Genomic DNA, 16680 nt, shown 5'->3' with positions numbered 1-16680 from the left:
ATATTTTAAAGATCGTTAGAAAACCTCTTTAGCAATCCGTTTCACACTTTCCGAAAGACCAATAGTAAAATAATGTAGTGCCGGTACATTGTTCTTTTTCAATTCTTTTGATTGCATAATTCCCCATTCAACGCCAACTTGAAATGCATCTTTATCGTTTTTGCATTTATTTAGCTCTTTTTCAAGATCTTCCGGAATATCTATATAAAAAGTCTGCGGAAGCAAAATCAAATCATTTAATCGCGAAATAGGTTTTATGCCAGGAATTATCGGAACTTCTATACCAATTTCTCGGCAAGATTTCACAAAATCGAAATACTTTTTATTATCGAAAAACATTTGAGTAACAATATATTCGGCACCAGCATCAATTTTCTGTTTCAAATATTTCAAATCCGAATTCATATTCGGCGATTCGTAGTGTTTCTCAGGATAGCCGGCAACTCCAACCGAAAAATCTGTAGCAGCCGAATTTTCTAATTCCTCGTCAAGATATTGGCCATTATTCATATTCACAATTTGTTCAATCAAAGAATCGGTATGTGAATGTCCGTTTTTCTCTGGTTTAAAAATTCGCTGAGATTTCAAAGGATCGCCTCTTAGCACAAGGATATTATTTATTCCCAAAAAATGAAAATCGATAAGCGCATATTCCGTTTCTTCTTTAGTGAAACCTCCACAAATAAGGTGTGGAACAACTTCTACCGAAGGATACTTATATTTTATTGCTGCGGAAATAGCCACTGTTCCCGGCCTTTTCCTAACAGTTTTTTTCTCTAACAATCCGGTTTTGTGCTTTTTATAAACTACCTCCTCCTGATGGTATGTTACATTAATATTGCTCGGGTTAAATTCCATTAAAGGATCTATTGCCTGATATATAGCGTTAATGTTTTTGCCTTTCAAAGGTGGTAACAATTCAAATGAGAATAATGTTTCTTTTGCATTTCTTAAATTATCAATAACTTTCATAAACAAGCTCTAATTTCTAAATTTTTATCAGCACGAAAATATAATTTTTTTGCAAGTTCTCTATTTTCGGTTTTTCTTGTGCTTATTATCATATTTAAAAAATTAACATTTTTTTTCTTCTGGTAACTCATCCGTGCCACCGCTTCAGCGGTGGCACGGGTAAAAACATACTTTCTTCATCAAATGTATATTTTGCCACAAGTTGCAAACTTGCGGCAGGTGTGGGAATATATATTTTTTACAAATTCTACATTTTATTCCTTATTTGAAAACATCATATTCAAAAAATGAAATATGTAGATTTTTGCATATAAAAAATTTAAATACATTTGCAAAAAATATTTTTTATGGAATCATACAAACAGTTTAGTTTTGCTGAAATTTTGCCAATAGTAATCTCCAAATATGCAGATAAAAAAGCATTGGGTTTTATGGAAGAAGAAGCAATAACTTATTCTCAGATGGGAACCCGAATTTCTGCCGTCAAAGCTTTTCTTACTGAATTGGGGATTAGACCCGACGACAAAGTTGTTATTTATAGCCAGAACATGCCAAACTGGGGCATAGTATATTTTGCATTGCATTGCATGGGAGTAGTTGTAGTTCCGGTTTTGCCCGATTTCAACAAACACGAATTGCAAAATGTTCTTCATCATTCCGAAGCTAAAGCAATTTTCGTTTCTGAAAGTCTTGAATACAAACTCTCTGAAACGAAAAAAGACTTAGTTGAAACAATAATAAGTATCGACAATTTTGATATTATAGAAGGGAAAAGACCTAATGTTGTTTTTAATGAAAATACTCAATGCAGCAATTCTTTTAGTCCTAATGAAAACAAATTGGCAATATTGCTTTACACATCAGGTACTACCGGAAATTCCAAAGGAGTGATGCTTTCGCAAAAAAATGTAATCACAAATGCATTGCAAGCTGACGCAGTTCAAACAATTCTTGAAGATGACAGATTCCTTTCGGTATTGCCATTGTCACATACATTCGAAAATACTTTAGGACTAATTTTGCCAATTCTGAAAGGTGCTAATGTTCATTATTTGCGCAAACCTCCCACTGCCAGCGTTTTGATTCCGGCTATGCAAAAGCTTAAACCACATTTAATGCTGACTGTGCCATTAATAATAGAAAAAGTTTATAAAAACAAAATACTTCCTGAAATACAGAAAAAGCCCATTACTCGCTTTTTACACAGATTCTCTCCTACTCGCAAATTACTTTATAGAATTGCCGGCAAAAAATTATATCAAACTTTTGGTGGCAACTTAAAGTTTTTCGGAATTGGTGGTGCAAAATTAGATCCGGTAGTAGAACAATTTTTGGTAGATGCAAAATTTCCATATGCCATTGGTTATGGTTTGACTGAAACTTCTCCTATGCTTGCCGGTTCAAATCCGAGCATGACAAGATATCAAGCAATAGGTCCGGTAGTTCAGCATTGCGAATTAAAAATTAACAATCCGGATCCGAAAACCGGAGAAGGCGAAATTTGGGGGAAAGGTCCAAACATTATGTTGGGTTATTATAAAAATGAAGCAAACACCCGCGAAGTTATGACCGAAGATGGCTGGTTCAAAACCGGCGATCTTGGAGTTTTCGACAAAGATGGTTGGCTTAGCCACAAAGGCAGATTAAAAAATCTGATAGTTGGTGCCAATGGAGAAAATATTTATCCTGAAGAAATTGAATCTTTAATAAATAATTTTCGACATGTAATTGAATCTATTGTGGTTGAAAAAAAAGGGAAATTGGTGGCTTTAGTGCATTTCAACAGAGAAGAATTAGAACTGAAGTTGAAAGAAATGAAGGAAGAATTTACTCACAAAATGGATGAAAAACTCGAAGAGCTTACAAAAAAAGTTGATGAAAGAATTGATGAACTTTCGGCAGAACTTCAATACTATATAAATGCAAGAGTAAATAAATTTTCCCGAATTCAACTACTTGTTGTCCATCCTGATCCTTTTCAGAAAACTGCTACTCAGAAAATTAAAAGATATTTGTATCATTAAAAAAGCCTGACATTTTAGCAATGCTGGTTTATAGCAATAATTTTTTTTAAGCTGAAATTTTAATATTTTGTTCAATCATTTTGATGATTCAAAATAATATAATAATTTTGCTTTCATAATAAAAAGTTCAATACAATACTTATTAAAGTTCTATTTATGAGGAAGATATTTATTATTATAACTATTTTAATAAATATTAATCTTGTAAGCATTATAGTTTCCTGTCAGCATAGTGAAGAATCATATAAGGAGTTTTATAAAAAAGGGAAAAAGGAGTATTGTAATCAAAACTATGAACTTGCCATAGAATATTTTTCAAAAACTGTTAAAATTGCTCCAGATCACTCCGGTGCATATGCATTTCGGGGCGATTCTTATTTTAAATGTGGGAAAATATCTAACGCTTTCATAGATTATAATAATTCCTTAAAGTACAACCCAAAATATGTGCGGGGTTTATTTGGAAATGCTAATGCAAAATATTATATCGGTGATTATATTGGTTCAATTATTTATTTCAATAAAACAATTACAGTAAACAAAAATCACATTACAGCACATAATCAAAGAGGTTTAGCAAAACAAAAGATTGGGGATATTTATGGAGCTTTAAAAGATTTTGAACAAGCAATAATTCTTGATTCTAATTTTGCGAATGCCTATTATAATAAAGCAATTGTACTATTTAAGTTATCTGATTATGAGGAAGCTATAGACTATTTTTCAAATACCCTAAAAATAAAACCAAATCATTCCAGTGCATATGCTTTTCGGGGAGACTCGTATTATAAATGCGGGAAAATCTCCAAAGCCTCAGAAGATTATGATAATTCTTTAAAACACAATCCAAAATATGTACGTGCTTTAGTTGGAAAAGCCTTAGTAAAATCACATATGGGAGATTATAATGGATCAATTAAAATCTTAAATGAAACAATTAATATTAGTAAAAATCATATTATAGCACATAATCAAAGAGGTTTGGCAAAGCAAAAGGTTGGGGACATTTTTGGAGCTTTAGAAGACTTCGAACGAACAATAATTTTAGATTCACTTTTTGCCGAAGCTTATTATAACAAAGCCAAAATTCTATTAGAATTATCAGATACTGTTGAAGCGTGCATATATTTGTATCGGGCTAATTATATGGGATTTAACGACAGTCTAAGTTTAGACAATAAAATTTGCAATAAATTAAATTCTACTTCATATTAAGGATTTGTGGAAGCCCGGCAAGCAATTTCGTAGTACCAGCATAGAGTTTTCAACAAGATTTAAAACTCTATGAAGTTTGGCAAATGTTGCTTACTATATGTTGAGCAATATTCTTTCTAGTATTCATCAAAGAAGCATTTCGGAAATGTCGATTAACTGCGTTTATCAATTTATAAGGTCTATTGAATGTCTCTTGAGATACATGAAAATAATCAGCAAGTTTTCTGATAGTTTCCTTTGACAATCCTTTATGATAGTTCAATATTTTAGAAACAGTTCCTTTAGATATTCCCAAAATATCTACCAAATCTTTTGATTTCAAATTATTCTCATACATAAGAGCCTTTAATATTTCAATAGGATTTAACTCATTTAGCGAATTGTTCTCTTTATCCCATTTTTCAATTAGTAGAGTCAATAATTCAATTTCGTCTTCATCTGCTTTTTTCTCAGAAATTATTAGTTCTTCAAGTATATCACAATACTGTTTATATTGTTCTTTGTCTTTTATGATTTTATATTTTAAAGTTTCCAATAGACTGCTTTTTTATTAAATGTACTTTCATATTTTCTGATACAAAGATAGTATAAATGTTTCACATAGGGAAACTTTATTTTTATTTAGGACTATTTGTATGTCAAAGCATCAAAAAAAATGTAGAAAAGAAATCTGTTTTTTATAAATAAAACTATTATAAGTGAAATTTAGTTATTAACTTTGGCCAAAGTTTAAAAAATATTACACCTTGATTTTTAAGATTTTTTTGTCCTATTGATGGAGGTACTTCACAGTTCAATTAATTTAATTATGGAAAATATAATAAATGAATTTGTAAAAGAAAGTGAAAATCTCACTCAAAAGAAGTTAAAGAATGGTGAATTATTCAATGTTTTTAATGAATTAACAATTAACACAAAAGAAGTTAAACATTCGTTAATGATAAAAAGCCTCTTAACACCAAATGGAAAACACGGAATGGGAGATGTTTTCTATAAATTATTTATTGACGAATTAGGATTAGCCAACAGTAAAGATTATGAGTGGTTAAGTGATGCAAGCAACATTAAAGTTTACGATGAGTTTTTTATTGGCAATAAAGAAGAAAATGAAAAATTGGAAAATACGTATTGGGGAAGAATAGATTTACTTATAGAAAACAAAAAAGAAAAAAAAGCTCTTGTCATTGAGAATAAAATTTATGCACCCGACCAACCCATACAATTAATTAGGTATAATAATTATGCAAAAGATACATATGAAAAATATGATTTGTATTATCTTACCTTGGATGGCAAAAAACCTGATTATCAAACATATTTAGGACCTGATTATGATTCAACTCCAGAAAATGAAGAATATAAAATTAATATTGATGATATAAATTTAATATCGTATTCTGTGCATGTTTTAAATTGGTTAGATAAATGTCTTAAAGTTGAAAACATGAACAATCCTGTTAAAATAATAGTTGAACAATATATAAACACTTTAAAAGAACTTACAAATAAAATGGAATCAATAAACAAGAACTTGTTATTAGAACAGAAGTATAGAGAGATACTAAAGGTTGTGTCCGAGAATGACATTCGAGAGGTTAGAGATGAAATCAGGAAGAAATTTTTCATAAAACTTCAAGAAAAATTACCAAAAGAAATTTATGGAAAGAAAATTGATTTTGTTCATAGTATTGATAATAAGGTTGACAATATAGATGATGTATTAAATTCAAATGGACATATTGTTAATTTTGGTATTAGAATAGAAACAGAAGGAAAAAGCACTTTTCATATCGAAGTACAAAATTATAATAGACTAATATTTGGGATATTTAATCCTAACGAAAATCAGAAAAAAGTATATAAAAATAGTTTGTCAGATTCGGAACCATTTTGGCTTTGCACTGAATATAAAATTGATGGTTACGACTGCGCTTTTTATGATGATAGATTAAATTATCATTTATTAGAAAATATGGATAATATTATTACAGAATTTGTAAAAAAAATTGCTGAAGTTTTCCAATAATTATAAAATCCGCATTTCAAAACAAAAAAAAATGTCATTTTACAGATATAAACTTATTCAAACTCAATTTCAGACATAGTATTTATTGCATCCTCAACAGAATCAATATTTTCGACTACTACGCTTAATTTATTTCCTTCTTTTATTCTCCATTTCTTGCCTTTTCTTCCTATATAATTCAAAATTGAAGTAAATCTGCTGGATTGATAAAAAACGGAATCTTGATCGGAAATAAAATATGCAATCATTTTGCTCTTTTTGAGAACTATTTTTTCAAATCCCAGTTTTATAGCAAGCCAGCGTAATTTTACAACATTAATCAACTGAATTGTTTCGTCGGGAATTTGCCCAAACCTATCTATCAAGTTGATTTTGAATTTTTCTAATTCAGTTTCGTTTTTCAGATTGTCTAACTCTCTATATAAACTCATACGTTCGGAAATATTTTCAATATATGTTTCAGGAAACAGAAGTTCGAGATCTGTATCTATTATGCTATCCGAAACAAATTTGTGTTGGTTGGCAAACTGTGCGATTGCTTGTTTCTTGTCCTTTTTTTCTTCTTTTGTGAACAGGTGTTTCAACTCATTTTCCTTTAATTCCCGAATTGCTTCGTTCAATATTTTGTTATATGTATCGAAACCAATATCGGCAATAAATCCGCTTTGTTCGCCACCAAGCAAGTTTCCGGCTCCACGAATATCCAAATCTTGCAAAGCAATATTAAATCCACTACCAAGCTCCGAAAATTCGGCAATAGCCTTAATTCTTCTTCTTGCATCAGAAGTTAGCAGATGAATTGGCGGAGTGATTAAATAACAAAATGCTTTTTTGTTGGAACGGCCAACACGCCCACGCAACTGATGCAAATCGCTCAATCCGAAATTATGTGCGTTATTTATAATTATCGTATTCACATTAGGAATATCGAGCCCACTTTCAATTATTGTTGTAGCAATCAGTACTCCGTAGTCGCCTTCAATAAAATCAAGCATAGTTTTTTCGAGCTTCCTGCCTTCCATTTGCCCGTGCCCAACCACGGTTTTCACCGAAGGGCATATTTTATTTATCATCGCTTCAACTTCATAAATATTTTGAATACGATTGTTTATTACAAAAACCTGCCCGCCTCTATCTATTTCGTATTCAATGGCTTCCTTAAATATTTCTTCATTGAAAGTAACAAGTTCGGTAGAAATTGGATATCTGTTTGGTGGTGGAGTATTAATTATTGAAAGATCGCGAGCACCCATCATAGAAAATTGCATAGTTCGTGGAATCGGTGTAGCAGTTAGCGTCAATGTATCAACATTAAGTTTTAGTTTTTTAAGTTTTTCTTTTACAGCAACTCCAAATTTTTGTTCTTCATCAATAATCAGCAATCCTAAATCTTTAAATTCAATATCTTTTCCTGCAATACGGTGGGTTCCAATAAGAATATCAATTTTACCATTCTTCGATTTTTCAATAATTTCTTTCTGCTCTTTTGCCGTTCTGAACCGGCTAATATAATCAGTCGTACATGGAAACTCCCTTAAACGTTCCGAAAAAGTATTGAAATGCTGTAATGCCAAAATTGTAGTTGGAACTAAAAGTGCAACTTGTTTGCTATCGGCAACAGCCTTGAATGCTGCCCGAATAGCAACTTCGGTTTTCCCGAAACCAACATCGCCACAAATGAGCCTGTCCATTGGCACGTTCGATTCCATATCTTTTTTTACATCAAGCGTAGATTTAAGTTGGTCGGTAGTGTCTTCGTAGATAAAAGATGCTTCCAACTCTTCCTGCATATAGGTATCGGCAGAAAACTCAAAACCTTTTTTTGTTTTTCGCATTGCGTAAAGGCTAATTAAATCTTTGGCAATGTCTTTTATTTTACTTTTGGTTTTTTGCTTTAGATTTTTCCATGCACTTCCGCCTAATTTATAAATTTTTGGAGCATCGCTATCTTTCCCTTTATATTTTGAAATTCGATGTAAAGAGTGAATATTCACAAAAATTATATCGCCGTCTCTATAAATTAAACGAACAGATTCCTGAATTTTGCCGTTTATCTCAATTCTTTCTAATCCCCCAAATTGCCCAATTCCGTGGTCGGAATGCACGACATAATCGCCCGGATTAAAACCTGTTATTTCTTTAATTGTAACTGCTTCTTTCTTTTTGAATCTGCTTTTGATTTTAAATTTATGGTAGCGTTCAAAAATCTGGTGATCTGTGTAACAACAAATCAGCAAATCGTAATCGACAAATCCCTCATGCAGAGTTGTCAATATATAGCCAAATTCTTCAACATCCTGATTTAATTCATTAAAAATAGATTGTAGCCGGTCTATTTGTTTTTGGCTTTCCGAAAGGATAATATTTGTATATGCTTTCTCATAATTTTCGTAAAGATGTTTGCTTAATCGGCTGAAATCCTTAGAGAACCTTGGTTGAGGGCTTGTCTTAAATTCAATAATTGTTTCGCTGGGGAAATACTGTTTTAATCCAAATTCCACTTTCGTGAAATCCTGAAGTTTCTCAGAAATAAAGTTACTCTTTACAATTATTTCTTCAATGTTTTGCTGCTTTTCATTTTCTTCAGAATGAAATTTTATTAGAGCTTTTTTATATAAATCGCTAATTCTACTAAGAGTTATTGCAGTATCTTTCAGCCAGATAATAGTTTTTTGCGGAATAAAATCGAGAAAAGTAACTTTTTCTTCTACCAGAGCCTCGTCCTGAATGTTTGGGATGATATTAATTTTCTTAAAATTATCGATAGAAAGTTGATTTTCAATATCGAAACTTCTAATAGAATCTACATCATCGCCAAAAAAGTCGATACGATAAGGTAAGTCGTTTGAAAACGAAAAAACATCAATAATACTTCCTCTCACCGAAAATTGTCCGGGCTCCAGCACAAAGTCGTTTCGCTCAAAATTATATTCAAACAGAACTTCAATTAAAAAATCCGTTGAAATGGTATTCCCAACTTTTACTTCCAGCGAATTGGTTTTCAGATTTTTTTTACTGATAACTTTCTCTATTAAAGCATCTGCATAAGTAACAATTGTAAATTTTTTGGGATTTGAACTTAGCTTGTTTAAAACATTTGTACGTAAAACTACACTACCTGTATCTATTTGTTCATATTGAATCGACCGTTTGAATGATGAAGGAAATAAAAGAATATTATCTGATTGTGTAATATTTTCCAGGTCGTTTGCAAAATATGCAGCTTCTTCGCGGTCGTTCAGAACAATTAGATTTTGCCGGTGTGCATCTAAATTTGCAAAAATCATCCCCATCGCCGAGCCGGCGACTCCTTTCAAAAACACATTTTTGTTTTCGAGAATTTCGCCCCTGAGTTCTTCAACTTTTTTGTGATTTTCGAATATTTTGTTTAGGTCTTTTATTTTCATGGTGGCTTTAGGAGTTTTCTTTAATAAGAACATCATCTTTTTTACGCTCAACAATTTCGCCCTTTACATAAGGATAATCCGCATTTTTAAGGAGTTGTATTATTACTTTTTCTAATCGTTCTTTGGCGAATTTCATAGTTAAATTACTCTTTTGGATACATTACCTGCCAACTTTCAAGCTGCTTGATAAAATCCTTTTCAACTTGTGTGATTCTATTCTTTATTTTCTCTTTATAAATTTCATATTCACCGTGAGCTTTTTCTATTGCTTTTTGATGACTAACCGTACCGGAATGTTGCAGAATCTCTTTATTGGTCATTTTCAAGAAAGTATCTAACTGCTTAATCCAATCTGCCATATACATTGGTGTGCGGTCTAATGCTTGTATTTCAGCAATTTCTAAAAATGCTGTTACCATTCTGTTCAAAATATTCAATTCATCTTCAGCAAGATAGTTTTTAGCAATTTCAACTTCTTTTTTTGTTGGGATTTCACCTTTAAAATTTGTTAGTCCAATATTTTCTTTTGACGAATCAACTCTGCGATAAACTGTTTCGGCTGCTGTTTCTCCGTGGCTTGCCCAGTGCATTTTGTTTTGTATGGTTTTAAACACCATTACCGATTGTTCGGTTTTGGGGTCGTAGTCGATACTTGTGGAATAAACATCTAAAACCTTACGCCAAAACACTTTTTCTGATGAACGAATATCCCGAATGCGAGCCAATAGTTCATCAAAATAGTTTCCGCCTCCTGCCTCTTTTAGTAGTTCATCGTTCATTGCAAAGCCTTTTATCAAGTACTCTTTGATAAGTGCCGTTGCCCATTTTCTAAAATGTACCCCTCTGTGCGATTTTACTCTGTAACCAACCGAAATAACTACATCGAGATTGTAATATTTTATAGGTTTATCAGAACCACTAATGTGCAAAAATTGCACATTGCTTTTTTCAACCAATTCTTCATCTTTAAATATATTGCCAATGTGTTTAGTTATTACACTTCTCTCTTTTTGAAACAATTCTGAAATCTGAGCCTGATTTAGCCATACAGTTTCATTCTCAAAATGGGTCTCTATTTTGACTTTTCCGTCTTCGGTTTGGTAGAATATTAGTTGGTTGGTTTTCATTGTATTTTATAATTTCGTCATATTCTTTTGTTTCATCATAATCAAAAACTATTGCTACACTATATTTTGCCCTTGTAATAGCAACATAAAATTTGTCTTTGACACCTTCAAGTTTTTTCTCTTTTCCTCTTACAAATTTTGTAAAGTTATAATTGTTATCTTTTATCCATTCTATCATATTTGAAGTTGGATATAACAATACTCTGTTAAATGTCAATCCTTTTGATTCACCAAAATTATAAACATTAGTTTTATTACTAACTTCTATATTTCTGCTCCATCTCAATTGAATAGGTTTAAACTTTTCAATATATTCTTCAATATTCGCAGTTTTAATAATGAAAACACCTTCGTGTTCAATAGAATAATTTCTACATGTTTCACAATTGCATGGTTCTATTTTAGGAAATTCTGGAAAAAGTTTTACTGAAAAGTCACAGATTGCTTTGTTATTTCTATGTGAAACCTTTAATGTATTCTCATCAATCTCACATACTACCTTTTTTCCTAATTCATTTGAAACAAAATCTTTTATTCTCCCATCCCGATATTTTTTATATTTACTCTCTATATGTGTTAAGTAAGTAACCTGCCTAGGGTCTCCAACCAAAAAAATAAATGTTTTTGTCTTAAAAAGAAATTTTAAAATTTCCAAATCATATCCTGCCAAGTCCTGAACTTCATCTACAAGAATATGACTATAAATCTTTGAAATTCTATCAATTACATTGCCATTTGAAGCGTCATCACATGTTACAGCAAATTTTGAAATTTTATCAGAATATATTTTCCAAGATTTTGTAAAATAATGTTTCTCAAATTCGGTATCTTCTTTATATATAACTGATCCAAACTTCCCCTGATATTTAACGCCAGATTTTTGATTAACCAAAATCATTCCTTTAATATCAGAGTTAAATAAAATACTATTTATAGAACCTTGAAATGGTCGAACACCGTGTTGCAATAAAAATGAAAACCAAGTTTGAACAGTAATATTTGATGGAATATAACCTTTCTTTTTAATTATCTTTTTTCTGATTTCTTTCTCATTTGCTTCAGTATATGTTGTAATAAGTATTTTTTTTGACGAATCTTTGTTTAAAGCTTCATCTATTAAATAGGTGGTTTTCCCTGAACCTGCCGCCGCTATAGTTAATAAATTATTATTCATTACACCACTCAATAACTCTGTTAATATAATCAGGATAATTTAGTTTTATTGCTGATTCAAAGACAGATAAAGCCCAATCTGTTTTGTTCTTTTGCATATATTCTGAAATCTTATCTATTGTATCATATTCTAAAAAATCGATATCTATTGTATTACACAATGTTTCTAATTGACTTTTATTAGCGTCTACAAATTGAGGCTCCAATGTATTTAAAGTATTTCTATCATCCGCAAAAATTGTAATACATTCTATTTCGCTATAATCCTTATATTTATTTGTTATCTTTTTTTCGTATTTGCCATCATTATCGGTAACTACTGCAACTGGTTTTTCAATTATTTTTGCTATTTCAAGAAATCTCTTAAATGTTAATTTAACTGAGATAATATCTATTTCATCTTCTATGGGCAGCTTTCCGTGTTTTTCCTGATAAGCTTTTTGAACAATTAGCTCATCGGAAGGACCTTCTACAAGAATTGTTTTTTTACTCAAAACTAATCGCAAAGTTTCAAATCCTGATAATTTTTTAAAAAATTCATATGTGTCTACTGACAAATCATTCAGTCTTGAAATATTTCTATTGTTCAGCAATAATAAGTTTTCTAAACCTAATTTATTTGCAACAAAACTGCTGTGAGTGGAAATTATTATTTGCTTGTTATCGTGATTACTTATTATGCTATAAACAAATTCATTGAGTTTTGCGTGTGAAAGATGATTTTCAGGTTCTTCAAGTAAGATTAAATTTGCTTCACTATTTTTTTTATGCGACAATGCAAGATTTGTTTTTATAATGCATTGCTCACCTTTTCCAATTTGATGAAAAGGTATTTCGTTTAAATATGTCATTAAAGTTGTTTCCCAAGCATTTTTTGTTGATAAATCAACTGAAATTTTTACATCCTTTTCTGTAATATTTGGCGTTTCTTGTATTTTCTTATTTATTTCCTTTATGGATTCATCTTCCATAAATATTTCTTTTAGTTTTCTGTATGCTTGTGAAATTGATGCTTTTTGTTTGTTATCCAAATTATCTTTAATTATTCGAGCAATATAAATATCAGAACCATTTTGAAAACGATATGATGATGAATCTATTATTACTGATTTTATTGGGATACTTCGTGAAGTTATTGTTTCTCTTGCAAATGATTTCCATGTTATTTTGTAATATTCAATTGGAATTGTTGAAATCTTATTTTTAATTAAATTTTCATATTCCTCTTTATAGTTTTCATCAAATTCTATTTTACATGAAACACCTTCTGCTTTTTCTTTATCACTATTATTATTTCCTTCAAGTATAGGGTTGTCATTACCATAAAAGAATACTTCAATTAAAATATGAGGCAGATCACATTCTTTGTCATTGTTTATCTTTTCCAAAAAATTATTTATAATATCAATATTAAAGAGATATTGAGAAAGTTCATTTCGTAAATATCGACCATATAATAATCCAGTCAATGCTAAATGAATTGCTTCAAGAATTGTTGATTTTCCAGCTTCATTATTACCTACTAAAATATTAATACCATCATTTAACCCTATAGTAAATTTTCCTTTAAAACATTTTAAATTTTCAATATTTACTTTTTTTATTTTCATAACACCTTCTCTTTTACAGTTTCCATTTCCTCCACAACCTCACACATCAAAACAGTATAAAACGGTTTATTCCTATCTTTCAACTCTTTATGTTGGTCGTTTGCAAAGCAGGCTGTTTCTTCTCAGTTATTTAAAACAATCAGATTTGTATTTTACAAATCTAAATTGGCGAAGATGAGCAGAACGACCCTTTAAAAATACATTTTTATTTTCATATAGTATTTCTACAAATTTCCTTTTTGTCCCATCGTCCTACTCTGCTTTGCCCAAATATCCTAAAAAAGCAAATTCTCCCTCCCCAGAACCGTTTTCCCCAAATGCGTATATGCCAGTTCTGTAACTTCACGTCCGCGTGGAGTTCTTTTTATGAAACCTTCCTTTATTAAAAATGGTTCGTAAACTTCTTCAATTGTCCCGCCATCTTCGCCAACTGCAGTTGAAATTGTAGAAATTCCGACAGGTCCGCCCTTAAATTTGTCAATAATTGTAGTCAGGATTTTATTATCCATATCGTCCAATCCGTATTTGTCAATATTTAGAGCTTCGAGCGAAAATTGCGTAATATTCAAATCAATATTTCCATCGCCTTTTACCTGAGCAAAATCTCTTACTCTTCGTAAAAGAGCATTTGCAATTCGTGGTGTCCCTCGGCTACGAGAGGCAATCTCTACTGCAGCTTTATCAGAAATCTCTACATTTAAGATTTCCGAAGAGCGTTTCACAATTTTCGTTAAAATCTTACTATCGTAATATTCGAGATGTGCTTTTATTCCGAATCGTGCACGGAGCGGGCTTGTTAGCAATCCCGAACGTGTTGTAGCCCCTACAAGTGTAAATGGATTTAATTCTATTTGAACAGAACGAGCACTCGGGCCCTTATCAATCATTATGTCGATTCTGTAATCTTCCATTGCCGAATACAAATATTCTTCAACAACCGGACTCAGGCGATGAATTTCGTCGATGAACAGAACATCGTGCTTATCAAGATTGGTTAAAAGTCCTGCGAGATCGCCGGGTTTGTCAAGAACAGGCCCGGAACTAAGTTTCAGATTTACGTTCAATTCTTTCGAAATAATATTGGCAAGCGTAGTTTTCCCTAATCCGGGAGGTCCGTGTAGCAAAGTATGGTCGAGAGCTTCGTTCCGCATTTTTGCAGCCTGAACAAATATCTTCAGATTTTCAACAATCTTCTGTTGTCCGCTAAAATCGCCAAATTCCAAAGGACGAAGTTTTCTGTCAAATTCCTTGTCGGAAGTCTGGCTTTCAGTACTAAATTCAAAATTTCTATCCATTTTCTATTTCCTTTGCAAAAAGTTTGTAAAATTATTAATAAAGATAAGATTACAACATGTGTTTTTTCAAAATCAGCAGAAAACAATTCAAAAACAATTCAATCGAATGGTTAAAAAATAGTTAAAAAATCCGTAAATTTTATACATGAGCTTTTATAATTGAACAAAATTCTTAAATTTGAATTTTTTGAATTAAATTTTTTGCTATGAAAACGAGAAACTTTTTTATTTTTATTGTAGTTGAGTTAATACTCATTGGTGTCATTGGTGCCAGAATAAGCAATAAGTCATTATCAACTAATCCGGATTATGTTCTCATTAGCTGGAACGATCTTGGAATGCACTGTACAAATATAGATTTCTCGAAAGTAGTTGTACTTCCTCCATATAATAATCTTATTGCACAAGTTGTAAAAAAAGGTTCGGCCACTTCTTTGCCGCAATTGGTAACATCTGATTTAACATTGAATTATGAAATTCCGGGTAATACCTATTCTGTTGGAAAGACAAATTTCTGGAGTTACGAAGATCAGCTTTTTGGTGTAAACTTACCCAACGATACAGGCCTGACAGGTGTTGGGCTATCAGGAACACTCACCCCAAGTACTGATCATTTTGTTGTAGAAGGCATTCCAATCACTCCTTTTACAGATAGTAATTTAACTACCGAGAATCCTTATCAATTGGCTCTTCTTTCTCTTTATGATACAAACGGAACGCTTTTGGCTACAACACAGCCGGTTATTCCTGTTTCAGGAGAAATTGGCTGCGTTAGTAATAATTGCCATCCAAGCCAACAAAACATTCTTAACGAACACGACAATGTTAGCGGTTTTAATCAGAATGGACCTGTTTTATGCGCAAGCTGTCACTCCTCAAACGCATTGGGAACAACAGGACAACCGGGTTTGGAATCGTTATCGGAGGTAATTCACAAAGAACATGATAATACTAATAATTGTTATAAATGTCATCCCGGGTCTAACACACAATGCCATAGAGGTGTTATGAATAGCGTAGGATTCACATGCATTGATTGTCATGGAGACACCGAAAATGTTGGAGAATCAATTAGCAATGGGCGCGAGCCATGGCTTGACGAACCTTCGTGTGCAACATCTGGCTGTCATACTTCTATTTATGCTGAGGAACCGGGGCTTTTATACCGTCAGTCTAAAGGTCATGGCGGATTATATTGTAGCGCCTGTCATGGTTCTCCTCATGCCATTTTCCCGTCTCAGCAAGCAAATGATAATGTTCAAAACATTGGACTACAAGGATTTGCAGGTACACTTTCTCAGTGTAGTGTTTGCCATAGCATAACCCCAAATATGCCAGGACCACATGGAATTGTTGTTACAGATATAGAAACATTGGCAAATGAAGCAAGCGAGAGCAGAATTGACAATATATTTCCAAATCCAGTATCCACGCAAGGTACAGTCGAGTTTTCTATTGCAGCTCACGAACATGTATCAATGGAGATATTTAATGTAGAAGGGAAAGTTGTACTCAGACTTATTAATAGGAATATGGAGACCGGTTCATACAAAATCTCTTTTGCTGGCGATGCCCTGAAATCAGGTATTTATTATTTAAATATTGTAACTCCTTCAAATAAGAATTCTATCAAATTTATTAAGATTTAGCTAAAATATCAAAGGGAGTAGAAAAAAGACAATTAATAAAACTGGCATTGTTAACAAAGTATACTTAATTGATTATTCCATTTCAACATGAGCATCATTACAGCTTGTTTCAACATTTCTAACTTTTTAGTATAGCACTTGCTTTTTCTTCTCATTCTTGCTAAGAAGTGCCTGAATAAACT

Annotated in this window: 11 protein-coding genes; 4 read left to right on the top strand and 7 right to left on the bottom strand. The window is 31.8% G+C overall.

The window, feature by feature from the left end; translation table 11 throughout:
• Window positions 1-15 precede the first annotated feature (15 nt).
• Window positions 16-972, bottom strand: a complete 957-nt coding sequence (locus tag HN894_03810; protein MBT7142440.1) for a methylenetetrahydrofolate reductase [NAD(P)H] — start codon at window positions 970-972, stop codon at window positions 16-18.
• A 347-nt stretch (window positions 973-1319) separates the two neighbouring features.
• Here HN894_03810 and HN894_03805 point away from each other — a divergent pair, with 347 nt between their 5' ends.
• Window positions 1320-2996, top strand: a complete 1677-nt coding sequence (locus tag HN894_03805) for an AMP-binding protein (GenBank protein ID MBT7142439.1) — start codon at window positions 1320-1322, stop codon at window positions 2994-2996.
• A gap of 156 nt (window positions 2997-3152) precedes the next feature.
• Window positions 3153-4211: a tetratricopeptide repeat protein gene (locus HN894_03800; protein MBT7142438.1), complete on the top strand. Its 1059-nt coding sequence runs from the start codon at window positions 3153-3155 to the stop codon at window positions 4209-4211.
• Window positions 4212-4278: 67 nt separating this feature from the next.
• On the opposite strand, the gene HN894_03795 is transcribed toward HN894_03800, so the two are convergent.
• Window positions 4279-4746 carry a helix-turn-helix domain-containing protein gene (locus tag HN894_03795; protein ID MBT7142437.1) on the bottom strand — a complete coding sequence of 156 codons (468 nt, stop codon included), beginning with the start codon at window positions 4744-4746 and terminating at the stop codon, window positions 4279-4281.
• Between the two features lie 273 nt (window positions 4747-5019).
• On the opposite strand from HN894_03795, the gene HN894_03790 reads away from it, so the two are divergent.
• Entirely contained in the window at window positions 5020-6237 is a 1218-nt protein-coding gene (locus HN894_03790; protein MBT7142436.1) for a PD-(D/E)XK nuclease family protein, read from the top strand.
• A gap of 53 nt (window positions 6238-6290) precedes the next feature.
• Here HN894_03790 and mfd read toward each other — a convergent pair whose 3' ends face one another.
• From mfd to ruvB, 5 genes are all read right to left on the bottom strand, one after another.
• Window positions 6291-9644 (bottom strand): transcription-repair coupling factor, encoded by a 3354-nt coding sequence (mfd, locus tag HN894_03785; GenBank protein MBT7142435.1) that lies wholly within the window; start codon window positions 9642-9644, stop codon window positions 6291-6293.
• Window positions 9645-9787: 143 nt separating this feature from the next.
• Entirely contained in the window at window positions 9788-10771 is a 984-nt protein-coding gene (locus HN894_03780; GenBank protein ID MBT7142434.1) for a virulence RhuM family protein, read from the bottom strand.
• Window positions 10704-11945, bottom strand: a complete 1242-nt coding sequence (locus tag HN894_03775; protein MBT7142433.1) for a UvrD-helicase domain-containing protein — start codon at window positions 11943-11945, stop codon at window positions 10704-10706. The genes HN894_03780 and HN894_03775 overlap by 68 nt, the downstream gene beginning before the upstream one ends.
• Window positions 11938-13554: an AAA family ATPase gene (locus tag HN894_03770; protein ID MBT7142432.1), complete on the bottom strand. Its 1617-nt coding sequence runs from the start codon at window positions 13552-13554 to the stop codon at window positions 11938-11940. Before HN894_03770 ends, HN894_03775 begins: the two co-directional genes overlap by 8 nt.
• A 275-nt stretch (window positions 13555-13829) precedes the next feature.
• Window positions 13830-14849: a Holliday junction branch migration DNA helicase RuvB gene (ruvB, locus tag HN894_03765; protein ID MBT7142431.1), complete on the bottom strand. Its 1020-nt coding sequence runs from the start codon at window positions 14847-14849 to the stop codon at window positions 13830-13832.
• Window positions 14850-15055: 206 nt separating this feature from the next.
• Here ruvB and HN894_03760 point away from each other — a divergent pair, with 206 nt between their 5' ends.
• Window positions 15056-16498, top strand: a complete 1443-nt coding sequence (locus tag HN894_03760) for a T9SS type A sorting domain-containing protein (GenBank protein ID MBT7142430.1) — start codon at window positions 15056-15058, stop codon at window positions 16496-16498.
• Window positions 16499-16680 lie beyond the last annotated feature (182 nt).

The organism is Bacteroidota bacterium (assembly GCA_018692315.1).
In the GTDB taxonomy this organism is placed as follows: domain Bacteria; phylum Bacteroidota; class Bacteroidia; order Bacteroidales; family JABHKC01; genus JABHKC01.
This window is presented reverse-complemented; position numbering and strand designations above follow the sequence as displayed.